Genomic DNA, 26,942 nt, shown 5'->3' on the forward strand with positions numbered 1-26,942 from the left:
TTCCTTCGCTCGCGCCTCATTTCACCAAGCGACATTCTTTTGAACCTCCTTCGGGTGTTTTACCCGCGGGCGGTCTTGACGCGACGTTTTCCCAAACGCAATCTCGCCTTGCACATTTGCCGACCCCCTTTGGAGGAGGGGGCGGCCGTTGTCGCGGGCGGCCGGAGGGGGAGTGAACCGCCGGCTTTTTTGGAGGGAAAAAGCGAAATGTCGATTCTTTTAGGAGTGATCGCGTGCGGACTGCTCTCGGTGATCTACGCCGTCTGGGCAACCCGGTCGGTGCTTGCCGCCGATCAGGGTAACGCACGCATGCAGGAAATTGCAGGCTATATCCGAGAAGGCGCGCAAGCCTATCTGGCGCGTCAATACAGAACCATTGCCATTGTCGGCGTCATCGTTTTCATCCTGGCCTGGCTGCTCCTGTCGGGCGAAGCCGCCATCGGTTTCCTGATCGGCGCCATTCTATCTGGTGCCGCCGGTTTTATCGGCATGCATGTCTCCGTGCGCGCCAATGTCCGCACCGCGCAGGCCTCCTCGCATAGCCTGTCGGCCGGTCTCGACATCGCTTTCAAGTCCGGCGCCATCACCGGCATGCTGGTCGCCGGCCTCGCTCTGCTCGGCGTCTCCATCTATTTCTATGTGCTGACCGGCATTCTCGGCCATGAGCCGGGCTCGCGCGACGTCATCGATGCGTTGGTGGCGCTCGGTTTCGGCGCTTCGCTGATTTCGATCTTCGCTCGTCTCGGCGGCGGTATCTTCACCAAGGGTGCGGATGTCGGCGGCGACCTCGTCGGCAAGGTGGAAGCAGGCATTCCCGAAGACGATCCGCGCAATCCCGCAACCATCGCCGATAACGTCGGCGACAATGTCGGCGACTGCGCCGGCATGGCTGCCGACCTCTTCGAAACCTATGCGGTCTCCGTCGTGGCCACCATGGTTCTGGCTGCAATCTTCTTTGCCGGCACGCCGGCTCTCGCCTCGGCCATGATCTATCCGCTGGCCGTCTGCGGCACCTGCATCATCACCTCGATCATCGGCACCTTCTTCGTCAAGCTCGGCGCAAACGGCTCGATCATGGGCGCGCTTTACAAGGGCCTGATTGCCACGGGCCTCCTGTCGATCATCGGTCTCGGGGTCGCCACGTCGCTGACCGTCGGCTGGGGTTCGGTTGGCGCCGCCGCAGGCTACGAAGTCACCGGCGCGAAGCTGTTCGCCTGCGGTATCGTCGGTCTGATCGTCACGGCGCTGATCGTCGTCATCACTGAATATTACACCGGCACCAACAAGCGCCCGGTCAATTCCATCGCCCAGGCCTCGGTCACCGGCCATGGCACCAACGTCATCCAGGGCCTCGCCGTTTCACTCGAATCGACGGCGCTGCCAGCAATAGTCATCGTCGGCGGCATTCTGGCCACCTATCAGCTCGGCGGCCTATTCGGCATCGGCATTGCGGTCACCGCCATGCTCGGCCTTGCTGGCATGATCGTTGCGCTCGACGCCTTCGGTCCGGTCACCGACAACGCCGGCGGCATCGCCGAAATGTCGCATCTTCCGCCAGAAGTGCGCAAATCGACCGATGCGCTGGATGCGGTTGGCAATACCACCAAAGCGGTGACGAAAGGCTATGCCATCGGCTCGGCCGGCCTCGGAGCGCTGGTGCTCTTCGCGGCCTATTCGAACGACTTGAAATATTTCGCGGCCCATGGCGACCTATTCCCTTATTTCAAAGATGTGGGCACGATTTCCTTCGATCTCTCCAACCCCTACGTCGTCGCCGGCCTGTTGTTCGGTGGTCTGATTCCCTATCTTTTCGGCGGCATCGCCATGACGGCCGTCGGCCGCGCGGCCGGTGCGATCGTCGAAGAGGTGCGCAAGCAGTTCCGCGAAAAGCCGGGTATCATGAAGGGCACTGAGCGTCCCGATTACGGCCGCGCGGTCGACCTTCTGACCAAGGCCGCCATTCGTGAGATGATCGTTCCGTCGCTGCTGCCGGTACTGGCACCGATCGTCGTCTATTTCGGCGTGCTGCTGATCTCCGGCTCGAAAGCGTCGGCCTTTGCTGCGCTCGGCGCTTCCTTGCTGGGCGTCATCATCAACGGCCTGTTCGTCGCCATTTCCATGACGTCGGGCGGCGGTGCCTGGGACAATGCCAAGAAGAGCTTCGAAGACGGTTTTGTCGACAAGGACGGCGTGCGTCACCTGAAGGGTTCGGAGGCGCACAAGGCTTCCGTCACGGGTGATACCGTCGGCGATCCCTACAAGGACACGGCCGGCCCCGCCGTCAATCCGGCGATCAAGATCACCAATATCGTCGCGCTGCTGCTGCTGGCCATTCTCGCCGGATAAGGGCGAGGGCGTCATACAAATGAAAAACCCGCGAAGCCTGCGCTTCGCGGGTTTTTTGATGTGATCTCGCCGGTTTACTGGCCGGCGTTGAGGTTGTTGAGGAAGTTCTTCGCGCCGTTGATGCCGTTGCCGCCGCCCTGCAGGATCTGTTGTAGGAAGGTCATGTCGCGGCCGCCGGTTGGCGTCGTGCGGCTGATCATGTCGAAGACCTTGCCGTCCTTCAGCGTGTAGTTGGCTTCCTGCTTCACAATGCCGTCCTTGTCGAAATAAATCGCCAGGATGTTCTGGTCGACCAGCTTCGGCTTCATGAAGGCCACAGCGCGCGTGCGCTTCTGGGAGATGTAATAGAAGACTTCGCCATCGAAGGTCGCCGTCGTCGACGGCGTGCCGAGCGAAAGCAGCACCTGCTCGCGGCTCGAGCCGACAGGCACGAGATTGAGCGATTGCTGGTCGAAGATGTAGCCGTTGTTCATGACCTCGCTGGTCTGGCAGCCCGCGAGCCCCGCGGTGGCAATCACCAGAGCGATAGCGGCACTGCTGATGAAAGTCCTGTCAGACTTGAAATACCGTCTCGTCAACGACATCTCATCTCCCCTAATGAATCAAACCGATGGCCGAACGGCCGATGTGACCTTGCTGTGCACATCATTGTGGCCATTCCGCGATTGCGGAAGACACAGCGATGTTGTTCGGCACTCTTCATAACCAATCATGCACGGGAGTGACGACGGCTTGGGGCGGGACCTTTGAAGCGGGCACAAACGGCATTGCAATTCGCGCCTGCTTCGGTAAACCAGCTTTCAAGTGGATGCAACAAGGCCAAGCGCAACGGGGCGCTCTGAATGAGCCAATTCCGGGAATTTTCATGATTTTTGGGCTCTTCCGCAAAAGAAATCACAACCAGATCATCGTCGTCAGGCAATATGACACCCTGACCTCGATGGCGCGCCAGCCGGTTTTCTATACGGACTACGATGTGCCGGATTCGGTCATGGGGCGTTTCGAGCTGCTGTCGGCGGTGATGATCCTGTTTTTCCGCCGTACACGTTCTTCGGAAACCAGCGGTCAGGAGCTTGCGCAGGAAATCGTCGATGCCTTTTTTGAGGATATCGATTATTCGATCCGCGAACTCGGAATTGGCGATAACAGCGTACCGAAGCGGATGAAGAAACTGGCCGGCATGTTTTACGGACGGCTGGAAAGCTACGCTGCCGCGATGGACGGGAACGACCGTGACGCACTGGCCGCTGCCCTCCGGCGCAATATCTATCCCAAGGCAGGCGAGGAAGCTCCCTCGATGATCGGCCTGGCGGATTGGATGATGACCGCCGAGGCGCATCTGTCGGGGATCGCGGAAACCGAGATCGCCACCGGCTCCGCAACGCTCCCGCAGCCACCCGAGATCGGCAAGGCCGCATCCGATATCGGCAAAGACGTACTTTAGGAGACAAAAATGAAAAGACCCAACTCCGACGAAACACCCTTTTCCTATCCCGTGAAGGTCGGCCACATCTCCGCCAACCCGGTGGACGTGCATCTCGAGGCCGACAAGAGAGAGCTTGTCGGCTTGGCCGCGCTTTGGGACGTACTTTCCGTCGAGAAACTCACAGCGGAATTGAAGATCTCCCGCTGGAAGCGCGACGGTGTCCGCATCAAGGGCAATGTCCACGCGAAGATCGTTCAGGCTTGCGTGGTCACGCTGGAGCCGGTCGAATCGGAGATCGACGAGGATTTCGAACACATTTTCATCCCCGAGGATTCGAAGCTGGCCCGGGCGCCGGCCTTGGATGCCGGCGAAATGGTGCTCGATCCCGACGGTCCGGATCTTCCGGAAACCTTCACCGGTGATACGATCGATGCCGGCGCCGTCGTCGCAGAATTTGCAGCGCTTGCCATCGATCCCTATCCGCGCAAGCCCGGGATCGAGTTCGAAGGCCACATCGAGGACAGTGGCGAAGATGACAAGAAACCGTCGCCTTTCGCTGTCCTGAAAGACTGGAAAAAGGAATAGACCCCTCTGGCAATTGAACACAATTCAGTTGTAACGCGAGGAGAAACCGGTATTTTGACGCCAAATTCGCCGGGTCCGGCGGACAAAAAGGACTAGGGACGCGTGATCAGAATTTCTCTTGACCTAATGGGTGGCGACTTCGGCCCTGAGGTTGTCATTCCTGGCGCGGCCAAGGCGCTGGATAGGCATCCCGATATTACGTTCGTCATGTACGGCCAGAAGGATCGTTGCGAAGCGATCCTCGGCAAATATCCGAAACTTCGGGAAAAATCCGTCTTTCACGAATGCGATGTCGCCATCAGCATGGATGAAAAGCCGAGCCAGGCCCTGCGCCGCGGCCGCTATATCTCCAGCATGTGGCGCTCGATCGAGGCGGTGAAGGTCGGCGATGCAGATGTCGTCGTTTCCGCCGGCAATACCGGTGCGCTGATGGCCATGGCGAAGTTCTGTTTGCGCACCATGGCCAACATCGAACGTCCCGCGATCGCCGCGATCTGGCCGACGCTGCGCGGCGAAAGCATCGTGCTCGATGTCGGCGCGACCATCGGCGCCGATTCACAGCAATTGCTGGATTTCGCCCTGATGGGTGGTGCCATGGCGCGCGCACTCTTCGAAATCGAACGGCCGACCATTGGTCTCCTGAATGTCGGCGTCGAAGAAATCAAGGGCCAGGAAGACGTCAAGGAAGCCGGCCGCCTGATCCGCGAAGCCAACCTCGAATCGCTCGAATATTTCGGCTTCGTCGAGGGCGACGATATCGGCAAGGGTACGGTCGATGTGGTCGTGACGGAGGGTTTTTCCGGCAATATCGCATTGAAGGCGGCCGAGGGTACGGCAAAGCAGATCGGCGCTTATCTACGCGCGGCCATGAGCCGGACGCTGCTGGCCCGCATAGGCTATATCTTCGCCAAGGGCGCCTTCGATCTGCTGCGCGAGAAGCTTGATCCGAGCAAGGTCAACGGCGGCGTCTTCCTCGGCCTCAACGGCATCGTCATCAAGAGCCACGGTGGCGCCAACGCCGAGGCCTTCGCGGCCGCCATCGATGTCGGCTATGACATGGCCAAGAATGGCCTCACCCAAAAAATCGACAACGATCTGAAAAAATATCATGCCAAACGGCAGCCGCCGATCGGACCGGAAGCGGCATGAGCGACGGGGTATAACAAGAATGATCCGTTCAGTTGTTCGCGGATTTGGATCGGCGCTTCCCAAGCGCGTCATGACCAATCGCGATTTGGAGCAAGTCGTCGACACGAGCGACGACTGGATTGTCCAGCGCACCGGCATCCGCCAGCGTTACATTGCCGGCGAAGGTGAGACCACTGCCTCGCTCGGTGAGCAGGCGGCGCGGTCAGCCCTTGCCAATGCCGGCCTCACGACTGACGATATCGACCTGATCATCGTCGCCACCTCGACGCCGGACAATACCTTTCCCGCCACCGCGGTGAACATCCAGAACCGTCTGGGCATGCATCATGGCTTCGCCTTCGATCTCCAGGCCGTGTGTTCGGGCTTCGTCTATGCGGTGACGACAGCCGACGCTTACATTCGTGGCGGCGTCGCCAAGCGCGTGCTTGTCATCGGCGCCGAAACATTCTCCCGCATTCTCGACTGGACGGACCGCACGACCTGCGTCCTCTTCGGCGACGGCGCCGGTGCGCTCATCCTCGAAGCGGGCGAGGGGACCGGCGCCAGCAGCGATCGCGGCGTGCTGACGGCCAGCCTGCGCTCCGACGGTGCACACAAGGACAAGCTTTACGTCGACGGCGGCCCTTCCTCGACAGGAACGGTCGGCGTGTTGCATATGGCGGGCCGGGAAGTGTTCAAACATGCCGTCGGCATGATCACCGATGTCATCCAGGCCACCTTCGAAGCGGCAAAAGTGACGGCCGATGATCTCGACTGGCTGGTGCCGCATCAGGCGAACCGCCGCATCATCGACGGGTCGGCTAAAAAGCTCGGAATTGCTCCCGAGAAGGTTGTGGTTACCGTGGATCTCCATGGCAATACTTCAGCAGCCTCGATCCCGCTCGCGCTTGCCGTAGCGGCAGGCGACGGCCGGATCAAGAAGGGCGATCTGGTGATGCTGGAAGCCATGGGCGGCGGTTTTACCTGGGGCGCCGTCCTGGTGCGCTGGTAGGCCTCGTCTCTAAAATCCGATTCCTAACAAGAGCTTGACCGTTTGGTGCAAGGGCAATAGTCTCTTGCAGCTTGAATATAATTACGTAGCAATATGGGCGGGGAACTATGACCGGCAAGACAGTGACGCGCGCGGACTTGGCAGAGTCGGTATTCCGGAAAGTCGGTCTGTCCCGGACTGAATCGGCGGAACTGGTCGAAACGGTGATCGACGAAATTTGCAACGCCATCGTGCGTGGCGAAACTGTAAAACTCTCCTCCTTCGCGACGTTTCAGGTGCGCGACAAGAACGAACGCATCGGTCGAAATCCGAAGACCGGCGAAGAAGTGCCGATCTCTCCGCGCCGTGTCATGACGTTCAAGGCGTCCAACGTCCTCAAGACGCGCATCCTGAAAGCCCATGCCAGCCGCAAGGCGAAAGCCCGGCCGGTAAATCCCGTTTCCTGATCCAGCAAAACAGACATTGGCGGAGCCGGTGCCGTGCGCATCGGCGCGCTGTTTTCCAGGTTATTCGCGGTTATTTTTCGGCTTGCTTGCGAAAGAGCTGAAGAGACGACTTGAATTTCTCCCCGCAAACCGTTGAAATATGATGAGTCGTATCGCGATGAGCTGCGGTGCGGATATGCGGTTTCGCATGATTTGGCCTGATAGCGCCGCGGTCATGGTGTGGGAGTATGACGATGGACAAGAGCCCGGATGCATTTCGCACGATCAGCGAAGTCGCGGAAGACCTTGATCTGCCCCAGCATGTCCTGCGTTTCTGGGAAACCCGTTTCCCGCAGATCAAGCCGATGAAGCGCGGCGGCGGCCGGCGCTACTATCGCCCTGAGGACGTCGACCTCCTGAACGGCATCCGCCATTTGCTTTATGACCATGGCTATACGATCAAAGGCGTTCAGAAGCTTCTGAAGACCAACGGCAACAAATTCGTCATCGCCGTCGGTCATGGCGATCTCGCAAGCGTCGAGGCGCTAGCTACCACGCAAGAGCCGGCCGTAGCCGAGCCGCGCGTCGGCTCGCCAGACGACGACCAAATCGTCGGCCGTCCCAAAGCGCCGATCAGTCGCCGCTTCTTCAACTTCGTCGCCGGTGAAGACGAGGCTCCCGACGTTTCCATCGGCAAGTCGAGCGTCGGCAAGGAAGATCGGGCGCTGCTGCAGGAAACGCTTTACGACCTGCTGGAATGCAAGCGCCTACTCGATCAGGTGCGGTGAGATAAAAGCCACCCGAAGACACTGATCGGCTGCCCACCGGCTCAGTTGCACTTGCGCGGGACGGTGGGGTTCGCCTCGCTCGGCGCAACGATCGATTTGCCATCAGCGGAGCGCGGTAGCGTCCAGCACGCATTGGGGTCTTTTTCCACTGCGCTGCTCGTGTTGCGATCACCGACAATGGTGTTGCGATAGTTGCCGGGGTCGTCTGCGCCCGGGCTGTCGCCCCAGCCGCCGCGATCACCGCCATGACCGCTTGACGCCGCCATTGCCGTCGTGACCATGCCGACGGTGAGGAGAGATATGCTTATCATTTTGAAAAACATAGGCTTTTCCCGCTGATCTAGCCGTCTGCGCCACTGCGGTTGCCACAGACGATTGTAATCCCCGACCGGCGGATTGTATTTATTTATTGCTGGCATTCAATACAGCTAAAATACCCCGCGAGATGAAGCGGCGCAGCTTCTACGCCTTTGCCGAGCAATTGCCCAAAACTCTCCGTCGCTAGAACGGCCGGGTCATCGTTTCCCTGCTGACGAGCTTCAGGCTGCGATCGGGCTGGATGATGTAAGTTTCGTAGACATCCTGGCCCCACTGATTGACGAAATGGTGCGGCAAACGGGTGCCTGGAGGCGATAGCGTCAGCTTCAATTGCGGCTGGCCGCGATAGGTGATGCTGCCGGGAATTGGCTGCAGAGATTGTTCGGTTGTGGTGCACGCGGCAAGCAGCGGCGCACATAGCAGAAAGGCAATCAGGGACTTCATCGCCGTAACTTTCTAATCACTTCTTATTCAAAGAAAATCCGTTGGAGAAGAAAGGCAGAAAGGCATCTGTGAGCGCGGCTCGAAGCCATTATATAGAAGTAATGCCGGAGTGGCCTGCGGCAAGATTTTTCACGCAGATTTGCTTGATCTGCCGCCGTTGGAATTCGAAGGAGTCACAGATGCGAACGATCACAAGATCGATGGCTGTCGTGGGTTTTAGTGCATTGCTGGCAGCAAGCGCCGCTATGCCGGCTGACGCCATCACCATGCCGGCGCTCTCGGTGCCGGAGCAATCCGACATCATCCAGGTCCACGACCATGGACACCACAGCCATAACCAATGGCACGAAGGCCATAAATTCCATGGTTTCGACGGTTACTATGACGACAATTCCGACAGCGGTGTGCTGTTCAAGTCTTTCGTGACCGGCACGCTCTTCAACAGGCAGCGCACGGAAGGCTATTACGACAGCCATGCGCAAGCCTGTGCCGACCGCTACCCGTCATACCGCGCCTCGGACAATACATATCAGCCAAGCCACGGGCCGCGGCGGGCATGCAGGTGATCAGCAGAGCGAGGGCTTTTCGCGTTCGCGATACCATTTTTATCCGGACCTGCGATTTTACCTCTTGCGCTGCCATGCCCGAAAGTCTAACAGGATCAGGCCTTTTAGGCAGGTCGGGGCGTAGCGCAGCCCGGTAGCGCACTTGACTGGGGGTCAAGGGGTCGCTGGTTCGAGTCCAGTCGCCCCGACCATTAAAATCAATCACTTAGCCCCAGATAAGTGATTTGGCTGAAGTCTTTACAGCCGGAAATATAGTCAAGCCGCGACGTTCGGAAACGTCCTCACCTGTGACAACTATCCCTGCTTAGATCTTTCTGAAGCACTGAGGACGGCGGCCCTTCGACCGTCCTACTCCGATTTACCTATTGCACAATCCCGCAGAAGCGCCATACTTCGCTCATGAACCAGTTCTGATTGCTGACCGCGGATGTACCGGCAGCATCGAAATGGAGCAAGGAAGGCCGGCGAGGACATCGTTCGGCCTTTCTGCTGTTAGTGGTCCAGCTCGCCAGGACCATTCATCTCCTTGAAATCCTAGCCAAATCTTATTGACTTAGCTGCACCACGACGTTGCTTGCCCCGTCCAGCGGCGGGCCAGTCCTTCCGCAACCAACTGATCGCCGATGGATCGGCCGGCGCGCATGGCGATGCGGAATTTGCCGCCGTGCTGATCGTCGCCGCGTCCGCTGCCGGAGAGCACGAAGGTGTCGTTGTTGAGAAGGGCCTGCAGCCGCAGCTTCGCGGCGGTGGCCTTTTGCCGTTCGCCGGCGCAATGCGATGGCTCGAGGTCAGGCACATCGATGTCCGCCAGGCGGATCTTGATACCATTCTGCCAGAAGGTGTTGCCGTCGACGACGCAGTTGATGCCGGTTTCGCCGCCGCAAAGGCCGAACCGTCCACCGGTTTCGGGTGCGGCTGCGGCCAGCATCCGATTCGCCGGCATGGCAACGGGGATTACGTTTGGAGGGACCGGCAGCGTCGAAGCCGGACGTTCGGGAATGACGGCAGCCGTTTTGACCTTCGGTTTGGTAGTCGGCACCGGCGCCTCCTGCGGCACATGCCGAACGCCGGCGGCGCCGGCATAGGCCTGCAATGAAGGGGCCTGCAGTGAAGGCATATCCCGGCGATGCTCATAGGCGTACATGCCGGCCACTGTCGCTAGACCGACCATGCCCCATAGCCACATCGAATTGCCCGATTTAGGCTGTGGCTTGCGCCGCGTGCGTCGTTTCGCTTTTGCCATGGCTTCATTCCTCTATTGCGAGGAAATTATCGCCAAGATTTCTTACCGATCCGTTGGCTTCCCGTTGCCGAGTGGCCACACGGAACCCTTATTCACTTCCCTGCGCCGGCGGCAGGCTTCAGCTTGATCGCCATGGTGATTTGACCACGCACCATCAGCTTCTGCCCGCGGCCGTCGATATTGGTGGCATCGGTGTTGCTGGAAAGGCCGGTAATCTGGCAATCGTCGGCAATGGTGTCCAGCAGTACGGCGCAGTTGCTGGCAGCAATGCGATAGAAGGATTTGATTGCATCCTGCTGCTGCTTTTCATCGTTGCCATCAGCGATCGGGATGGAAAGCGATATCCCAGATTGCACGGAGATATAGCCATCGGGAATCTGGTGCTGACCACGCAGCGGCAATCCCGAAAAGGATTGTGAAAGGGCCGGGCCTGCAGCGCCGAGCAGAAGCATGCAAAGTGTCGCCGAGATCAGGCGCTTGTTCATCGGTAGGCCTCCGTTTCCAACCCTTATCTCAGGCATCGGTGAAGGCTTAGTGATGGGGTAACTTAAAATTGTAATCTTGTGAGAATTGCGGAGCATATTTCTCCGAATCGGCAGCGCTTCAAGATAAAGAGCCGTTCCCATAAAACCTCGCTTGCCAAGCCTCTGGGCAGGGCGCATAGTCACTTTCTGTATCGTCGGTTTAACAAACGGGCACCGGCGAGTTTATCTGCGTGCTGCCCGACGGACGAGGCGGCGCCATGTTAGAAACCTCCATCCATCCACAGGATTTACCCTTGTTTTCCGACGATTTGGATCGTTTGGAAAAGGTATTGGGTGCCGTCTGTGTGGATCGCGGCATCAGTCTCCGCAGCCAGGAAGCCGAACGCCTGGGTGCCCTGATGATACAGCTCTATCGTCAGGGCGTGAAAGAGGATGCAAAGCTCCTCGCGCTTGCGAAAGCCTATCTCTGACGCCTTTTCCACCAGGCATCTAATCGATTTAAGCCGATTTCACATAGCAGCAATGACGCTTTGTGCCTGCTCGAATGCGTGTCGCCGCCTTATATTTGCTGCATCGCACAAGGAGAGTCGATTGCTCGATCTCGTTGCCCCGCGGGGTCGATGTGCGGCCCGCCCGCCAAATAAAGTCAATTACGGTGGGCGCGGATAATTTGAAAGGTCTATGATGAATTTCAAAGTTCCGAGCCGGCTTCGCCGTTTGCTCGTTGATTCCGTTGAGCTGCCACAGCTTAAATTCCCCGTGACGCGGCCGCGATCGCAGCCGGCACGCCGGCGCGTCCCCACGCAGCTCGCGCCGCAGCGTCTGACGGAGGTTCTGTGGTTCGGGCGCAACCCTGGCGATCTACGTATGCTGGAATATGTGCCGACGGGCGTCAAAGGTCCGATGCCGCTCGTCGTTGTCTTGCATGGCTGTCATCAGAATGCCGAGGATTTCGATCGCGCCAGCGGCTGGACGGCCTTGGCGCGCCAGCACGGTTTCGCCGTGCTCTATGCCGAGCAGAAGCAGTCCAACAATGCCAATCTCTGTTTCAATTGGTTCCGCCCGAGCCTGGTGACCCGCGATCGCGGCGAGCTGGGTTCGATCCGCGAGATGATTGATTTCAGCCGCCGGCTGCATGCTATCGACGACAGCAAGATCTTCGTCATGGGCCTATCGGCCGGCGGCGCCATGGCTTCGGCGTTGCTTGCCACCTATCCGGAGCTGTTTGCTGCCGGCGCCGTCATCGGCGGTCTGCCCTTCGGCGCTGCCCGCGATGCCATGTCCGCGCTGGATGTGATGAAGAGAGCCGCCGCACGCCCGGCTGAAAAATGGGCCGAACTCGTTCGTGAAGTTTCGCCGGATGCTGATCGTTTTCCAGCGGTCTCCATCTGGCATGGCACCGATGATGACGTCGTTTCGTTCGGCAATGCCGAAGCGTCGGTGGCGCAGTGGCTGGCCGTGCATGAGCGTCCACAGACCAAGGGTCGGTTGCGCCTGTTCGAAGGCGGCGAGCGGCGCGAATGGCGCAATGACTATGGCGATGTGGTGCTGGAGCTGGTGACCTTGAACGACTTCGGCCATGGCCTGCCGATCTGTCCCGTCGCCGAGGGCAGGGAGCCAGCCAACGATACCGAACGCTTCATCTTGCCCGCGGCTCTCTCCGCGCCGGAGCAACTGGTTCGGAATTGGGGGCTGGCCTAGACCGGTTCAGAGCTTCGCGGAATCGCTCTAGCCTATTGTTTTTACGCAATTCCAGGACGGAAAACCGCTGCGCAGTTTTCCTGGAATTGCTCCAAGCCTCAGTCGTCGTTGGTGGCGTTCAGGTTTTCCGGCCGGATGCCGCCATCTTCCGCCCAATGCTTGAAGCGAATGCCGGCGCCGCCGGCTTCGTCGCTCCCGCTGGCGAGGAACGATATGCCATGGGCTTCGAGGGCGCCACGCAGGGCGACAAGCGCCTTAGCATCCGCCAGGCTGACGTCGCTTTCCAGCGTTTCAATCGTCGTTACAGAGAGGTGGCTCTCGGCGGCAAGCGTCTCAGTCGTCAGTCCGAGCATGGCGCGTGCGCCGCGTAGTTGCGCTGATGTGATCATCTCTGAAATTTAGCGCATAAACCTGAAAATCGGAACCGATTTTCAGGTTGGAATCACGCGCGAACTTAAAATGAGGTCGCGGTCTTCACGACGCGCTGCGCAGCGCGATTTTTTCCGGCGTTCTTAGGAAGTTAGGAACGCGATAGCCGAGCAATTCGAAGTAGATTGCCTCTGTCGCATCGGCCATGCCGGCGAGCGTATAGCCATCCTTGCGCCGCCGGGCCTCGGCGGTGAAGCTTCGCAGCAATTTCGGATCGGCAAAGCGCGTCATCGCCGCGGCCAGCTCCGCGGGATCGTCGCTGTTGGGAACGATATAGCCGTTCTTGCCGGGCTCGATCACCGTGCGCGCGCCGCCGACATCGGTCAACAGCAATGGCTTGCCGCCGGCCGCAGCCTCGAGCATGACATAGGACATGGCCTCATAGCGGCTCGGCATGACGACGACATCGAAGGCGTCGACGGCGGTGGCGCCGGGGATAGAGCTATCGAGATGGGCGCGGTCTTCCAAGCCGGCGGCCTTGATCATATCGCCGACAGTGCCGGCCAACTCGCCGATCCCGATCATCAGCAGACGCGCTTGCGGCAAGTCCGCGGCAATGAGGGCAAAGGCTTCGACCAGTCGCTGCGGCGCCTTCTGCGGCGTCAGCCGGCCGACGAAACCAAAGAGCAGGGCGTCCTGCGGTATCCCATAACGCGCGCGGATAGCGGCGCGTTGGCCTGATGGAGGCGCGCTGACGCCGTTGACGACGATACGCAGCCGCTCCTCCGGAATGCCGATCGACAGCGCGTGATTGTATTCATCGCGAGACACGCAGATCAGCCGGTCGGACAGCCAGTTGCCGAGCAGCCTCTCGATGCCGCCATAGATCATCCGGCCTTTGGACCCGAGCGTCGGATCCATGGTGCGAAAGGCATGCGGCGTGTAGAGCACCGGGATATGCGGGCCCGGCAATCTCAGCCGCGTCAGCGCTCCGGCTTTGGAGCTGTGGCCATGGATCAGATGAAACGGCCCGTGCTGGGCGACGATCTTGCGAATTTGCCACCAAGCGGTGATATCCCATGGGCCCGGCGCGCGCCGCATGGCGAGCGAGATGACGCTGTCGAGACCCATGCCCTCCAGTTCAGCCACGAAAGCCGCTTCGGCGCGCAAAGGCGAATAGATCGCCGTCACCGAATGGCCGCGACGCTGCATGGCGCGGCAGAGATCGAGGAAATGCCGCCCGGAACCGCCGCCGCTTGGCTCGAGAACTTGCAGCAGCGACAGGCGTTTGATGCCGACATTGATAGTCACGGTGCTGCTTCCCTTCGGGCCAAGCTGCGCTGATAATGTTGTTCAAGCGCCCCGCAGCCCCAGACGATGCCGATCAGCATGTAGAGATGGCGCCAATGATCGGTGTCGATGACGTTGCCGATGCCGACATGGCCGAGAATGACGATCCAGGCGATCATCAAGTAGGGCTGCCAGGGGCGTTCCTTCAAAAAGTTGCGGAAGCCGATATAGACGGTCCAGCAGATCATGCTGACCCAGCAGAAAAAGCCGAGCCAGCCATAGGTGGTCAGTGTTTTCAGCCAGATATTGTGCTCGTCCTCGCGAAACAGGGTGGAAAAGACGAGTGGTCCAATACCGAGCGGCCGTTCCATCGACAGCATGAAGCCGATGCGATGACGCTCGAAACGGCCGAGATGGCCGCCATCGTAGTCCTGCACGAGCTGTGTGCGCGTCGAGAACAGGTCGCTCACCTGATGGAACTGCAGCGCGATGATCAGGAGGAGGACCATCAGAAGGATTGCCGTCAGCGACATCACCAGAATGCGCAGCCGGAAGGCATTGCTGCGGTGTTTCAGCAGCATGCAGAAGATCAGCATCGCCGACGCGAAGGAGAACAATCCCCAGGCAGCGCGCGAGAAGGAGAGGAAGATGCCGAAGGCCAGCACGGCCAAGCACAGCCCCTTGATCGGCGCCTTCTTCAGGTCACCGATCAGGATGCCGTGCATGAGATAGATGGTTGGTGTCACCAGATAGGGACCAAAGACGTTCGGGTCCTGGAACACGCCCATGGCGCGGTCATAGCGGGTGAAGATTTCAGCGCCCGGAAAGGCGTGGAAGTAGCCGAGAATGCCGAGGCTCGCGGTGATCAGCGCAGCGATGACCCAAGTATTGAAGATCAGCTTCAACCGCTTTTCGCTGTCTTCGATGATCGCAGCATAGAAGACCGAGCTCAGCGCCAGGAAGGTCGAGACAGCGATATAGATCGGTCCGTCGAGATGGGAGTTCGCGCCGAGGTCGCGCATCTGCGTCAGCGACAGCATGCCGCCGACGTTGAACGTCAGGAACAGCGCCAGAAGCGGTGCGACATTGCGCGAGATCTTCAGCCCAAGGATGAACCATGTGCCGATGAGGAATGCGACCCAAAGCTCATAGGGCGCCGGCTCGGCGATGACGAAACCTGACAGAAAGACCCCGAAAGCGACGCAAGCCGTGCCGATCAGGCGCAATGTTGCGAGCTGAGGCCGGTCGACGCGCCGATAGGAGAGATCGATCGCGGTCAATAGGCGTTTTCCGTGTTGAGGAGACGGAAGGGCGTCAGGAACAGGATCTTCAGATCGAAGTACAGCGACCAGTTCTCGATGTAGTAGAGATCGTAAGCCGTGCGGAACTTGATTTTGTCGTCGCTGTCGATCTCGCCGCGCCAGCCGTTGATCTGCGCCCAGCCCGTAACGCCGGGCTTCACGCGATGGCGGGCGAAATAGCCTTCGACCACGTCGGCATAAACGCGATTGTGACTTGCCGCCAATACGGCATGCGGACGCGGGCCGACAAGCGACAGACCGCCTAGCAACACGTTGAAGAGCTGGGGCAGTTCGTCGATCGAGGTCTTGCGGATGAAGCGTCCAACCGGCGTGACGCGCGGATCGTTCTTCGTGACGGCATTGCGGGCCGTCGGGTCGCTCATATTGGTGTACATCGAGCGGAACTTGAAGACCTTGATGATCTCGTTGTTGAAGCCATGGCGCTTCTGCATGAAGAAGACCGGTCCCTTCGACGTGGTCTTCACGGCGATTGCGGCGCCAAGCATGATCGGCCAGAGCAGGCAGAGCGCCAGCAGACTGAAGAAGACATCGAAGATGCGCTTGGCAACGCCATCCCAATCACGGATCGGCTTGTTGAAGATGTCGAGCATGGGCACCGCGCCGACATGCGAATAGGAACGCGGGCGGAAGCGCAACTTGTTGGCATGCGCCGCCAGTCGGATGTCGACGGGCAGTACCCAAAGCTTTCTGAGGAGCTGCAGAATACGCTCCTCTGCACTGATCGGCAGAGCGATGATCAGCATGTCGACGCGAGTCAGCCGGGCGAATTCGACCAGTTCGGCGACGGTGCCGAGTTTCGGGTAGCCGGCGACCATCACGGGCGAGCGCTTCTCGCCGCGATCGTCGAAGATGCCGCAGATGCGGATATCGTTGTCGGATTGATGCTCCAGCGCGCGGATCAGTTCCTTGGCCGGCTCGCCACCGCCGACGATGACGGCGCGTCTTTCCATGAGGCCATTGCGGGCCCAGTTGCGGATGCCATAGGCGAACACCGCGCGCGCGGCGACGAGGAAGGCCGTGCCGGCAACAAGCCAGATCCCGAGAGCGTGGATCGAATAGACATGGTTGATATCGAAGGGCAGGAGAGCAAGAACCATAACCGCAAACGCGGCCACCCATGACGCCAGGATGCGCTGCGGGAAACGGTGCGGCGCGCGCAGGACCGGGATTTGATAGGCGTCAGCGACTTGCAGGAAGACGATGGCGAGACCGCAAAGCGCTATTGTCACCGCCGCCTGCGACAGGAAGGGGTGGATGCCGGGTGTGGTCTGGAAGAAGAGAACCGCAAGCCCTACCGCAAGCAATGACAGGAATTCGAAGAGCCGATATTGCCCGATGATGATTGCCGGCGTCTGATTGCTCTCACGAAATTGCTCGGCGATCTGGCGGGCATAGGCATTGATGTCGCTGGCCTGATCGCCGCTCTGTTCCTCAGTGCCGCGAGTGCGAATTTCCGAGACCTGCTTGCGAATATTGTCCAAGTTAAATTGCTCGGACTCTTCAATATGGTTCATGGCAATTCATCCGGTCGTTACCGGAGATGGCCTAGCAGATATGAGCTAATAAACGTTTACAACACTTGCTTGTATTCTAATGTTTGCCGTCTAATTCAAGTATATCATAATATAAGTCGACAGTATCTCGCGCCATGACCGATGCCGAAAATGCTGACCGGATTCTGTCGAGATTCGGCATGGTCTGCTGACGCCATTGCGGCTCGCTGATCGCCGCCGCCATGACGCGCGCAAGGTCGTCGGCATTGCCTGCCTCGGCGAGCGCAGGGCTTTGCTCACCAAGCGCTTCGGCAATGCCGCCGACGCGCGAGGCGATCACCGTCTTCTCGGCAGCCAGGGCTTCCAGCACGATATAGGGCATGGCTTCGGCGCGGGAGGGGACGACGACATTCTGCGACATGGCGAAGGCTTCATGCACGCGCATGGCCGGCAACATGCCGATGCGATGACCAAGGCCGCGCTGGATCATCATGGTACGGTATTTGTCCTTGTCCGGTCCGTCGCCGATCATCAGAGCGGAGAGAGGCCGGCCGATCCGCCGTTCGGTCTTGGCAAAGGCATCCACAAACAGATCGGGACCCTTCAGGTCCCGGAGCATGCCGATGTAGACGAAGTGCACCGAGTCCGATCGGGTGGGTATGTTCCGAAAATCGCGCCCGCTGATGCCGTTGTAGATCATCACGGTGCGCGTCCGCGGTTTGCCGATTTTGCTTTCGTAACTTCGGCGCTCGAATTCGCAGATGAAGATCAATCCGTCGGTCAGAAATTCCAGCAGCCGCTCCAAGCTGTGCACCAGCAGGCCTTGTGGCGAGAGGCGCGAGAAATGCAGGCTGCCGCCATGCGCGGTATAAAGGCGGGCAACGCGATACCTGTTCACCCGCAAGGCTGAGCCGAGGATGCGTGCAAGCAGGCCGCCCTTGGCGCCGTGCCCATGCAGCACATCCGGCCGCAAACTTTTGACTTTGTTGTAGCTGTCCCAGAGCGTCGTAGCGTCCGACAGGCTGATCTGACGTCGGATCGGCAGGCGCGTCACGCCGAGCGCGAGGAACGGTCTGACATCGTCGAACAGCCGGTCCTCATGCGCCCCGCCGGTGAGGCTGTCGCAGAGAATGCCGACCGCATGTCCGGCCTTGCTCTGTTCCTCCGCCAGATCGCGGACATGGCGGAATATCCCGCCGACCGGAGACCTGAAGCAATGAAGGATGCGGAGCGGTCTTGCCATGATCGGAAACGGTCAGAATAGCCGTTCGCGGACATAGATCGTGTCGCCCGCGAGCACAGGATCGGAGATGCCCACCCGCCCGGTCATGACATGGCCATTGATCTTGCGGGTAACGTCGGCATTGGACTGGTTCGCGCGGCTGCTGAAGCCGCCGGCAACCGCGATGGCGTTCTGAATGGTCATGCCGGGCACGTAGGAATACTGACCAGGCTGGCCGACTTCGCCCATGATATAGACGGAGCGGTAGCGGTCGACGTCGATGGTGACGTCGGGATCGCGGATATAGCCTTGACGAAGTTTTTGCGCGATCTGGCCGGAGAGTTGCTGCAGCGTGCGGCCGCGGGCAGGGACCTGGCCGATCAGCGGGAAGGCGATGTAGCCGGCCTGGTCGACCGTATAGGTATTCGTCAAGCCTTGCTGGTCGAAGACGGTGACGCGCAGACGGTCGCCGCTGTCCAGCGTATAGGGCTGGATCGTTGCTTCACTGAAGGCTTTCGGTGCCGGCTGATAGGTGTTGCAGCCACTGAGCGCAGCGCTCACGGCAGCAATGCCGAGTGCCAGGACAATCTTTGGCGTTGCGAAGGGCATTTCGCGCTCACAGGAGAGGAAAATCACTGTCGTCGTTATCGATCCGTTAGGGTTAACGGTCGGTAAAGAGGAAGAAAAATTCCACGTTCTTTATTAGTAATTACGAAAATAATACACAGGAAATACTATTAACGGTTGGGTTACCATAGTCGTTTACGCTTAATTCGGCTTTATATTACGGAGTTCTTGTATATGCCCGGCGTCAACAGCAGCCAGCAGGATGTCGATATTGACCTCGCGCAGCTTTTTCGCGCCGTTTGGCAGCGCCGTGTGCGCGTTATCGCCATCACGTTGGTCGGCGCTTGCCTGGCCTTTGCGGTTGCCAAGATCGTCTCGCCGGAATACCGCAGCGAAACGCGCATTTTGATCGAACAGCGCGCCCCGGCTTTTGCAACCACGACACAGAATAATGATGCCAGCTCCGCTCCGCTGCTCGATGAACTCAACATTGCGAGCCAGGTACAGATCCTGCAATCGGCCGATCTCATCAAGCAGGTGATTACCAACCTGAAGCTCTACGAGCGCCCCGAGTTCGATGCCGCCACCAAGAGCTCGGCCTTTTCCGACATTCTTGTCATGCTGCACCTGAAAAAGAGCCCGCTCGACAAGGCGCCGGAAGAGCGGATGCTCGACGCCTTCACCAATAAGCTTCAGGTCTATCAGATCAACAGCTCGCGCGTCATCGGCATCAGCTTCACCTCCCGCGATCCGGATCTGGCGGCCAGCGTTCCGAACGCCATGGCGCAGGTCTACCTATCGATGCAGAGCGGCGCCAAGCTTGATTCCAACAGCGAGGCGACGCGCTGGCTGGAGCCCGAGATCGCCAACCTGCGCAACAAGGTCAACGAAGCCGAGAAGAAGGTCGCCGACTATCGCTCTGCCAACGGCCTGCTGCAGACCAGCGACAACAATACTTTCGCGACGCAGCAGCTTGCCGATATTTCCGGCCAATTGGCGCAGGTGCGCGGCGAAAGGGCCAATGCCGAGGCGCGGGCTCAGGCCGTGCGCAACGCGCTCGCCACCGGCCGTTCCACCGATACGCTCGCCGATGTTTCAAGCTCGCAGACTATCCAGCGACTGAAGGCGACGGAGTCCAGCCTGGAATCGCAGATCTCGGATCTCTCGACGACGTTGATGGAGGGCCACCCGCGGCTGAAGAGCCTGCGCGCCCAGCTTGCCGACATCCGTCAGCAGATCGACCGTGAAACAAAGAAGATCCTTGCCAGCATCGAGAATGAAGCCAAGGTGGCACAACTGCGCGAGCAGCAGCTCCTCGGCCAGTCGAACACGTTGAAGGCCGACAGCGCCAGGGCAGGGGAAGACGCAGTCGGCCTCAATGCGCTGGAGCGCGAGGCGGCCGCGGAGCGTCAATTGCTGGAAACCTATCTCGCGCGCTACCGTGAGGCCGCTTCCCGCGTCGATAAGAATTCGAGCCCGGCGGATGCCCGCGTGGTCTCCCAGGCCGTCGAACCGGTTGATCCCTATTTCCCGAAGATCGGTCCGATCGTCGTCGTCGCCACGCTTGCAACCTTTATTCTGACCTCCATTGTCATCATGCTGGCCGAACTCTTCAGCGGCCGCGCGTTGCGTCCGGTCGGCCCGGTCGAGCGTGAAGCCCCGGCCCGCAAGGAAACCGCTCGTTCGGAAACCGCAATCGAAGCCGCTCCCGCCAAACTTGTCCCCGCAGCGCGTCAAGGCGACGTGCCGGCAAGCTTGCTCTCCGTTGCTGCCGATGAGGCGTTGGCGCAGGAGATGGAAAAAGCGGTCGATCTTGGCCATCCACCGGAAGAGGCGGAAGACGAAGAGGATTTTTCCATCCAGTCGGTCGCCGATTATCTGATCGAACGCGACTCCCGCCTCGCTATCGCCATATCGCCGACTGGTGACAATGGGTCCACGGCAACCGTGATGCTGGCTCGCACCATCGCCGATGCCGGACGCCGCATCGTCCTGGTCGATATGACCGGAACGGGCTGCCCCTCGCGCCTGATGGCCGAAAGTGCAGGTCTTTCCGGAGTAACCGATCTGCTTTGCGGTGAGGCTGCCTTTGCCGATACCATTCATCCCGACCGCCTTTCCGATGCCCATCTCGTGCCGCAGGGCACCAGCGACCTTGGCCGGGCCATGCGCGGCGCTGACCGCCTGTCCCTGATCCTCGACGCACTCGGCTCGGCCTATGATATCGTCCTGGTCGAATGCGGCGCCGCCGACGTCTCGGGGGTTGCGAGACTGACGCGCAGCAAGGATACGGAAATCATTCTCTCCATGCCCGAACCGGACGAGAACCAGTTCATGACGGCAATGACGGAATTCCAGAAGGCTGGCTATGAGCACATCATCCTGATGTCCGGCTGGCGTGAGGAACATGGCCCCGACGCGCGTCAGCACGCGGCCTGATCAATCCTTCTCGGCCTCTGCGGCTGAGGTCTCTTTGCCGCTTTGCCGCGCTCGCAGCCGCTGGATCAATCCATAGAGCTGCGGATTGGTCTTGATGGCCGCCTTGGCGCGCGTCATCCCCCGTTGCGCGAAAGCCGCCGCATGGCCGATCCCGGAAACCGGCAGGATCAGGTCATGCTGCGTCGTTTCCATCGGGCACCAGGAGCGTTTGTAGTTCTGGTCGCCGATGCCGAAATCGAAGACGGCGGCACCCTCGCGATGAAGCCGTTCGATCATCAGCCAGAACAGCAGTTCACCAGGGCTCGCTTCGGGAACCAGCGCCTCGTCGATCGAGGCAAACTGGCAGATGACATGATCGCCCTTGCGCGAGAGAGCAGCTACGGCGGGGATGTGTCCTTCGTGCTCGCCCTTCAGCCGTAGGGCATGCATCTCCAGCGCAGCATAGGATCGCTCCTTGTTGCCCAGCTCCAGCAGCCTGTGCAGCACAGCTTGGGTCGGCGCATCCTGGAACACGTCCGGCAGGCCAGCCGCTTCGAAGCGGACCGCTTTTTGCCGGAAGAAAAGGTCAAGAAGATCATCCCGCTGATCGGGAGCCGCGATCACATATTCGTAACCGCCTTTCTCGTTGAGAAGACGGGACTGGTGGTTGAATTTCTTGCGTCGCCGTTTCGCATTCACCTGCTTCAGGGTCGCTTCGAAGGCGCCCAGGAAAGGCAATTGAAAGGCATGGTTCTGGTTCTCGACGGCGGGCATCGAGGCGAGGGGGCTTTTGCGGCCGCGCCAGTCCAAAGGCACGTTGCGCAGGAGCATCAGGTCGGCCTTGCCCTGCAGCGCCCGTGCAATCTCTGCCTGCTGCGATGCCGAAAAGCCATTCTCCGCTGTTTCGAGAAATTCGCTGGAGAACAGGCCGGTATTGATGTTGCTATGACGGGCGCCGATGAATTCGGCGCGGCGGATGCCGTGACTGCGGATGATTTCGAGAGGCAGGATAAAGGCGGTGCGGCCATTGAAAGAGCCGCGGACGATGGCCAGCGGATACCGAAAGGTCTCGACCCAGGCGGCGCACCAGTCGTAGCTCTGATGAAACGAGGCGAGATCGTCTTGCTCCAGCGCCCGCCACTCGGCCTCCAACGGCGCCATGCTGTCGAAGATGTCGACGCGCATGCCGTCGCCTGCCGCACCCGCAACGGGAATGGCTGCGATATCGAGCTTCTGCGTTTGCACCTTCTGCGCCTGCATTTCGGCGTCTCCAATCGGACAGCATTTGCACGCAGTCTTCAGGGCAGGCGGCTTATTTTTGGTTTAAGGCGAGAAGATCAGGCGGATTTCCCATTGATCACGGTTATCTCCACGTAAATTCGAAATCGCTTGGATAGGTCGACACCTATTGCGGGCGAGGCCCGGCCATCCATTTGATGATGCCCATGGCTGGCAGTATCCAGATGAGGCCGCTGGCGGCGAAATAGAGGAACTGCACCCAGCCTGGCTGATCGCCAAGCGTACGCACCGCCACGATCATCGCCACGATCGCATAGATGACGACCAGCAGGACGAGCAGAATCATCCCGATGAATTTGCGCAGGCGAAGGGGCAAGGGCAGTCTCTCCTCTCTCAACGGCGTGCCGCGACGGCATGCCGCAAAGTCTCGGGACTTGTTTTGCACGCCCCTATCAGGCAAATCAACAGCCGGATTGAAGGGAGATCCCATGGTTGTCGCTAATTTCACGTCGGAACAGGCCGTTTTGAACGAAGTGGCCCGCCAGGACCGCAATCGCCGCGCCATCCGCATCTGGCTTGCCTGTGTGCTTCTGGCGCTTTTTGCTCTGGTGCTCGTCGGGGGCGCGACGCGCCTGACCAATTCCGGCCTGTCGATCACCGAATGGCAGCCGATCCATGGTGTCATCCCGCCGCTCAATGCGCAGGAATGGCAGGAGGAATTCGACCTCTACAAACGCATCCCGCAGTTCCAGCAGTTGAACAAGGACATGACGGTCGATGAGTTCAAAGGCATCTTCTGGTGGGAATGGGCGCATCGGCTGCTTGCCCGCGGCATGGGCGTCATCTTCGGCGTGCCGTTGCTGTTCTTCGTTTTGACCGGCCGCGTCGAGCGCAAGCTATGGCTGCCGCTCGGCGGCATTTTCGTACTCGGCGGCCTGCAGGGCGCGATCGGCTGGTGGATGGTATCATCCGGCCTGGAAGCGCGCACCGATGTCAGCCAATATCGTCTCGCCACCCACCTCGTTACGGCCTGCCTGATCTTTGCCGCCTGCATGTGGTTCATGCGGGCGCTGTCGCCGCACTCGAACGATCCGACGCCGACGCGCTATTCGGCAAAGCTTGCCGGCCTCATCACTTTCATGGCGCTGTTCCAGATCTATCTCGGCGCGCTGGTGGCCGGCCTCGACGCCGGCCTCTCCTATAATACCTGGCCGCTGATGGATGGCGCGGTGGTGCCGGGAGGGCTGTTTGCGCAATCGCCGGGTTGGATCAATTTCTTCGAGAACCCGAAGATGGTGCAATATGTCCACCGCCTCGGCGCCTATGCGCTTTTCACTGTGGTTGCCATCAACATGATCATCTCGCTGCGCGCTGCCGCACAGACGACGCATGCCCGCCGTTCGGTCGTGTTGTTCGTGCTGGTGCTGATCCAGGCGATCCTCGGCATTTCGACGCTGCTCATGGAGGTGCCGCTGCATCTGGCATTGGCCCATCAGGCCGGCGCTCTCATCGTCTTCGGCTTCGCCATTGCCAATTGGCGCGGTTTCTATGGCGAATATCCGCACCAGACCGTCATCACCGTGGGGAACTGAGGCGAATGATCGCCTCGCCCTTGTGTTTCGCTAAACTCAGCGCGACGCAACATTGCTGGGCGCCGACGACAGACGCGCTACCACCTGGATACGCTTGATCTCACCGCGCTTGAAGGCTGCCAGGAAGCGGCTGTAATCCTTAAAGACCACGCAGCCATTCGATTCTCCGCGGCCGCTTCTGAGCATATACGTGTGAGCCAGCAAGCCGACGCGACCATAGACGCGGGCGCCGTTTGCGGGTGTCAGGCGCAGTGCCTGCACGCCATGGAACAGGCTTTCCCGATATGTCAGGTTATAAGTTTCAGGCGGCGTCGGGCCGGTGTTCTTGCGGTCGACATATTGGGGATTGTCACGCATGTGACCGAGGCCGGAATGGGCCTCGAGGCGTTCGCCGCCCGGCAGGTAGACGGTTCCGGCCGAGATATCGTAGATGGCGGTTCCGCCGCGCGGGGTAACGGCGGCGAACGGGTTGAGGAACGGCCGTGACCGCTTGACCTCTTCCTCCGGCTTGGCATAGGCCAGCGCGCGGGTGGGCGAGGTGTCAGCTTCGTCAGCAGCGTCCTGCGTGCTTGCGTCCGAGGCGGTGACCCTTGCAACGACATGGGCCGGACGCGGCAGCGGCACTACACTGGGTAGTTCCTCGACAACAGACGCGTCTTCCGCTTCTGCGAGGTCGATGGTTCCGGCGTCCGTCTGATCCGGACGTGGCATTGGGATGATGTCGAAAGGCTGCGAAGCCGAATCGCTGGAAGCAGTCGTCGCGAGGCTTTCCGCAACCGCACGGTCGATCGCTCCAGCCGACGGAGCGGCCGATGCCATCTCCGTGGGCGCCGCATCGCTTGCGGACGCTGCGATCGGCAGACTGTCCTTGGCCGGATGATCCAGGGCAGCCAAATTTGGCCCTGCGGCTTGGATTGCGGGTTTGCCCAGTGCAACTTCTGCCGACCGCGGCATGGAACCGCCGAGGGCCGTGATCGAGACGGCCGCTCCTGCGATCTCGCTCTGCATGACAGATTTCCCGGCATTCGTCAGGGCGAGGGCGGTGGCGTCGCGCAGATGCGCAACCGTTTCCGGCGACACCGGTGCGTCGTTCTTGGCAACGGCCGAAGCCGTCTGAGTCCGTGCGAGATCCGAGGCCTGCTGCGATAGCGCGCTTGCCAATTGCTGCTTGACCAGCCCGCGCGCCAGGATCGCTTTGGAACGTGCTATGGCCTCCTGCCTCTCCGCATCGGCGGACATACCGCTTACCCGTGCTCTTCCGCCCATGGGCGCGGTCTGACTGGCAAGGCGCGCCGCATGCGGGATGTACCCCTGCGGCACGATGAAGGCGGATGCTCTCGGGGTCAGCGAATCCTGCAGCGTAGTATCCGCACCGGGGAGGGACAGGACTATCGATTGGGTGGTGATCAGCGTCGCGGCCACCCAAGCAAAAACCACCACTGCGACGCCAGTGATGGCGGTACCGGGACTGATCCCTGGAGATTTCTTCCGGCGGGAAGCATGGCCGGAACGGGAATTGATATTACCGAACGTCTCGGTCGCAAACGCCATGATACTCGTTATCCAAACTACATACGCACCACGCCGGCTCACAAATGTGCTTACGCCGGGACGCGAAATCTGCGTCCGGCCGTCACTTTGCCGACTGTCGGAAAGCATGCCGAATTATGGTAACCAATTCCTTTACGCCGACCCGATCTTGGAATTGTCTTTTTGCCAAAGCCCGCGATTGTTGCGGCGGCGAAAGCCGAAAAGCAGGCGATAAGGGCTGATTTGTGACCAAAAATTAATAATTGCTAATTAAGTATTATAAAATGCGCGAAAGGGGCGGATCGGACGGATCAACGCCTGCGTCGCATGTCAAATCGTTATCGCGAATGGTCCAGGATGCCCTAAGGGCAGGTGCCTGGAGCTGATTTCAGCCCGCAATAAATCGAGCCCAGCCGATCGACCTCGATAAGGCGATCGGCTGGGCTTCTTTGGTTTTTGACTATTGATCAGGCTGAAACGTCAGGCGCTCAGCATCAGGTCCATGTTCTGGACCGCAGCGCCCGAAGCACCCTTGCCGAGATTGTCGAGCAGAGCGACGAGATTGACCTGGGTGCTACCCGGCGTGCCGAATACGAACAGCTTCATCGTATCCTTGCCGGCCAGTTCGACGGCGTCGACGCGCGGCAAAGCGCGGCTCTCCGCCAGCGGGACGACCTGCACGATGTCCTGACCGGCATAGTGGGCCACAAGCGCAGCATGGATGCTCTCCAGCGTCGCGCCTTCGGCAAGATTGTCAAGGTGCAACGGCACCTGCACGATCATGCCCTGCGGGAACTTGCCGACCGACGGCGAGAAGATCGGCGCGCGGTCAAGCAGGCCATGCGCCGTCATCTCGGGCACATGCTTGTGGGTCAGCGGCAGGCCGTAAAGGAAATGCGGCGCGGTGATTGCATCGGGATGATCGGCATTTTCGATCTGCGCGATCATCTGCTTGCCGCCGCCGGTATAACCGGAAACGGCATTGATGGTGACAGGATAGCCGTCCGGCAGAATGCCGGCAGCACGCAGCGGCCGGATGAGGCCGATGGCGCCGGTCGGATAGCAGCCGGGATTGGCGACGAAACGGGCGGCCTTGATCTTGTCGCCCTGCTCCTTGTCCATCTCGGCAAAGCCATAGGCCCAGCCGGGATTGACGCGATAGGCGGTCGAGGTGTCGATGACGCGGACTTTGTTGTTCGCCGAAACCATCTTTACCGCTTCCTTCGACGCATCGTCGGGCAGGCAGAGGATGGCGATATCGGCGCTGTTCAGCATGTCTTCGCGCATCGCGGCATTGCGGCGCTCGGCTTCCGGAATGGACAGAAGCTCGACATCGCGGCGGTCTGCCATGCGCGTGCGGATCTGCAAGCCCGTGGTTCCGTGTTCGCCGTCGATGAAGATTTTCGGTGCCATTTTATTCCTGCTCTTTCAAT

At 60.0% G+C, this 26,942-nt stretch carries 27 protein-coding genes and 1 tRNA gene; 13 read left to right on the plus strand and 15 right to left on the minus strand.

The annotated features are described in order from the left end of the window. Positions 1-207: 207 nt before the first annotated feature. Entirely contained in the window at positions 208-2,346 is a 2,139-nt protein-coding gene (locus C9E91_RS07230; RefSeq protein ID WP_107107681.1) for a sodium-translocating pyrophosphatase, read from the plus strand. 74 nt (positions 2,347-2,420) lie between these two features. On the opposite strand, the gene C9E91_RS07235 is transcribed toward C9E91_RS07230, so the two are convergent. After that, on the minus strand, positions 2,421-2,930 hold the full coding sequence (locus C9E91_RS07235) for an outer membrane protein assembly factor BamE (RefSeq protein WP_107107682.1): 510 nt from the start codon (positions 2,928-2,930) through the stop codon (positions 2,421-2,423). A gap of 224 nt (positions 2,931-3,154) precedes the next feature. Between C9E91_RS07235 and C9E91_RS07240 the strand changes: the two genes are divergently transcribed. From C9E91_RS07240 to C9E91_RS07265, 6 genes are all read left to right on the plus strand, one after another. Then, positions 3,155-3,790 (plus strand): ubiquinol-cytochrome C chaperone family protein, encoded by a 636-nt coding sequence (locus tag C9E91_RS07240; RefSeq protein WP_181316029.1) that lies wholly within the window; start codon positions 3,155-3,157, stop codon positions 3,788-3,790. Between the two features lie 9 nt (positions 3,791-3,799). Further along, positions 3,800-4,357 (plus strand): YceD family protein, encoded by a 558-nt coding sequence (locus C9E91_RS07245; RefSeq protein ID WP_107107684.1) that lies wholly within the window; start codon positions 3,800-3,802, stop codon positions 4,355-4,357. A gap of 102 nt (positions 4,358-4,459) precedes the next feature. Beyond that, positions 4,460-5,506, plus strand: a complete 1,047-nt coding sequence (gene plsX, locus C9E91_RS07250; protein WP_107107685.1) for a phosphate acyltransferase PlsX — start codon at positions 4,460-4,462, stop codon at positions 5,504-5,506. 19 nt (positions 5,507-5,525) lie between these two features. Beyond that, positions 5,526-6,497, plus strand: a complete 972-nt coding sequence (locus C9E91_RS07255; RefSeq protein ID WP_107107686.1) for a beta-ketoacyl-ACP synthase III — start codon at positions 5,526-5,528, stop codon at positions 6,495-6,497. Positions 6,498-6,604: 107 nt separating this feature from the next. Then, positions 6,605-6,943 carry an integration host factor subunit alpha gene (locus tag C9E91_RS07260; protein ID WP_107107687.1) on the plus strand — a complete coding sequence of 113 codons (339 nt, stop codon included), beginning with the start codon at positions 6,605-6,607 and terminating at the stop codon, positions 6,941-6,943. 227 nt (positions 6,944-7,170) lie between these two features. Then, a complete protein-coding gene (locus C9E91_RS07265) occupies positions 7,171-7,710 on the plus strand; it encodes a MerR family transcriptional regulator (protein WP_107107688.1) in 540 nt (179 codons plus the stop codon). 41 nt (positions 7,711-7,751) lie between these two features. Here C9E91_RS07265 and C9E91_RS07270 read toward each other — a convergent pair whose 3' ends face one another. Both C9E91_RS07270 and C9E91_RS07275 read right to left on the minus strand, forming a co-directional pair. Continuing rightward, positions 7,752-8,033 (minus strand): hypothetical protein, encoded by a 282-nt coding sequence (locus tag C9E91_RS07270; protein WP_107107689.1) that lies wholly within the window; start codon positions 8,031-8,033, stop codon positions 7,752-7,754. Between the two features lie 178 nt (positions 8,034-8,211). After that, the gene (locus C9E91_RS07275) at positions 8,212-8,472 is read right to left on the minus strand and encodes a hypothetical protein (protein ID WP_107107690.1); all 261 of its coding nucleotides are present in this window, start codon (positions 8,470-8,472) and stop codon (positions 8,212-8,214) included. A 179-nt stretch (positions 8,473-8,651) separates the two neighbouring features. Between C9E91_RS07275 and C9E91_RS07280 the strand changes: the two genes are divergently transcribed. After that, entirely contained in the window at positions 8,652-9,038 is a 387-nt protein-coding gene (locus C9E91_RS07280; protein WP_107107691.1) for a BA14K family protein, read from the plus strand. Positions 9,039-9,152: 114 nt separating this feature from the next. Next, positions 9,153-9,229: transfer RNA gene (locus C9E91_RS07285), tRNA-Pro, on the plus strand. A 362-nt stretch (positions 9,230-9,591) separates the two neighbouring features. On the opposite strand, the gene C9E91_RS07290 is transcribed toward C9E91_RS07285, so the two are convergent. Together C9E91_RS07290 and C9E91_RS07295 are read right to left on the minus strand one after the other, a co-directional pair. Then, positions 9,592-10,281, minus strand: a complete 690-nt coding sequence (locus C9E91_RS07290) for a thermonuclease family protein (protein WP_107107692.1) — start codon at positions 10,279-10,281, stop codon at positions 9,592-9,594. 92 nt (positions 10,282-10,373) lie between these two features. Continuing rightward, the gene (locus C9E91_RS07295) at positions 10,374-10,766 is read right to left on the minus strand and encodes a hypothetical protein (RefSeq protein ID WP_107107693.1); all 393 of its coding nucleotides are present in this window, start codon (positions 10,764-10,766) and stop codon (positions 10,374-10,376) included. 257 nt (positions 10,767-11,023) lie between these two features. On the opposite strand from C9E91_RS07295, the gene C9E91_RS07300 reads away from it, so the two are divergent. Both C9E91_RS07300 and C9E91_RS07305 read left to right on the plus strand, forming a co-directional pair. Beyond that, positions 11,024-11,236: a hypothetical protein gene (locus C9E91_RS07300; RefSeq protein ID WP_107107694.1), complete on the plus strand. Its 213-nt coding sequence runs from the start codon at positions 11,024-11,026 to the stop codon at positions 11,234-11,236. A gap of 214 nt (positions 11,237-11,450) precedes the next feature. Further along, complete coding sequence (locus C9E91_RS07305; RefSeq protein ID WP_107108109.1) at positions 11,451-12,467, plus strand: extracellular catalytic domain type 1 short-chain-length polyhydroxyalkanoate depolymerase; 1,017 nt, start codon at positions 11,451-11,453, stop codon at positions 12,465-12,467. 98 nt (positions 12,468-12,565) lie between these two features. Here C9E91_RS07305 and C9E91_RS07310 read toward each other — a convergent pair whose 3' ends face one another. The 6 genes from C9E91_RS07310 to C9E91_RS07335 all read right to left on the minus strand — a co-directional run bounded on the left by C9E91_RS07310 (position 12,566) and on the right by C9E91_RS07335 (position 18,772). After that, the gene (locus C9E91_RS07310; RefSeq protein WP_107107695.1) at positions 12,566-12,856 is read right to left on the minus strand and encodes a helix-turn-helix domain-containing protein; all 291 of its coding nucleotides are present in this window, start codon (positions 12,854-12,856) and stop codon (positions 12,566-12,568) included. Between the two features lie 85 nt (positions 12,857-12,941). Further along, positions 12,942-14,147, minus strand: coding sequence for a glycosyltransferase family 4 protein (locus tag C9E91_RS07315; RefSeq protein ID WP_107107696.1), 1,206 nt, complete (start codon positions 14,145-14,147; stop codon positions 12,942-12,944). Beyond that, positions 14,144-15,406 (minus strand): O-antigen ligase family protein, encoded by a 1,263-nt coding sequence (locus C9E91_RS07320; RefSeq protein ID WP_107107697.1) that lies wholly within the window; start codon positions 15,404-15,406, stop codon positions 14,144-14,146. The genes C9E91_RS07315 and C9E91_RS07320 overlap by 4 nt, the downstream gene beginning before the upstream one ends. Beyond that, positions 15,403-16,962 (minus strand): undecaprenyl-phosphate glucose phosphotransferase, encoded by a 1,560-nt coding sequence (locus C9E91_RS07325; RefSeq protein WP_107107698.1) that lies wholly within the window; start codon positions 16,960-16,962, stop codon positions 15,403-15,405. The genes C9E91_RS07320 and C9E91_RS07325 overlap by 4 nt, the downstream gene beginning before the upstream one ends. Before the next feature lie 76 nt (positions 16,963-17,038). After that, entirely contained in the window at positions 17,039-18,184 is a 1,146-nt protein-coding gene (locus tag C9E91_RS07330) for a glycosyltransferase family 4 protein (protein ID WP_107107699.1), read from the minus strand. Positions 18,185-18,196: 12 nt separating this feature from the next. Further along, positions 18,197-18,772, minus strand: a complete 576-nt coding sequence (locus C9E91_RS07335) for a polysaccharide biosynthesis/export family protein (RefSeq protein ID WP_107107700.1) — start codon at positions 18,770-18,772, stop codon at positions 18,197-18,199. Positions 18,773-18,964: 192 nt separating this feature from the next. Here C9E91_RS07335 and C9E91_RS07340 point away from each other — a divergent pair, with 192 nt between their 5' ends. Further along, positions 18,965-21,169 carry a GumC family protein gene (locus C9E91_RS07340; protein ID WP_107107701.1) on the plus strand — a complete coding sequence of 735 codons (2,205 nt, stop codon included), beginning with the start codon at positions 18,965-18,967 and terminating at the stop codon, positions 21,167-21,169. Here C9E91_RS07340 and C9E91_RS07345 read toward each other — a convergent pair whose 3' ends face one another. Together C9E91_RS07345 and C9E91_RS07350 are read right to left on the minus strand one after the other, a co-directional pair. Next, the gene (locus C9E91_RS07345; RefSeq protein WP_414124662.1) at positions 21,170-22,393 is read right to left on the minus strand and encodes a GNAT family N-acetyltransferase; all 1,224 of its coding nucleotides are present in this window, start codon (positions 22,391-22,393) and stop codon (positions 21,170-21,172) included. Between the two features lie 160 nt (positions 22,394-22,553). After that, a complete protein-coding gene (locus C9E91_RS07350; RefSeq protein ID WP_107107703.1) occupies positions 22,554-22,763 on the minus strand; it encodes a DUF2842 domain-containing protein in 210 nt (69 codons plus the stop codon). A 112-nt stretch (positions 22,764-22,875) separates the two neighbouring features. Between C9E91_RS07350 and C9E91_RS07355 the strand changes: the two genes are divergently transcribed. After that, positions 22,876-23,979 (plus strand): COX15/CtaA family protein, encoded by a 1,104-nt coding sequence (locus C9E91_RS07355; RefSeq protein ID WP_107107704.1) that lies wholly within the window; start codon positions 22,876-22,878, stop codon positions 23,977-23,979. 36 nt (positions 23,980-24,015) lie between these two features. On the opposite strand, the gene C9E91_RS07360 is transcribed toward C9E91_RS07355, so the two are convergent. After that, on the minus strand, positions 24,016-25,530 hold the full coding sequence (locus C9E91_RS07360; protein ID WP_107107705.1) for a DUF2778 domain-containing protein: 1,515 nt from the start codon (positions 25,528-25,530) through the stop codon (positions 24,016-24,018). Between the two features lie 459 nt (positions 25,531-25,989). Continuing rightward, the gene (argC, locus tag C9E91_RS07365) at positions 25,990-26,922 is read right to left on the minus strand and encodes an N-acetyl-gamma-glutamyl-phosphate reductase (RefSeq protein ID WP_107107706.1); all 933 of its coding nucleotides are present in this window, start codon (positions 26,920-26,922) and stop codon (positions 25,990-25,992) included. Positions 26,923-26,942 lie beyond the last annotated feature (20 nt).

The organism is Rhizobium sp. SEMIA4064 (assembly GCF_003025035.1).
Taxonomy (GTDB): domain Bacteria; phylum Pseudomonadota; class Alphaproteobacteria; order Rhizobiales; family Rhizobiaceae; genus Rhizobium; species Rhizobium paranaense.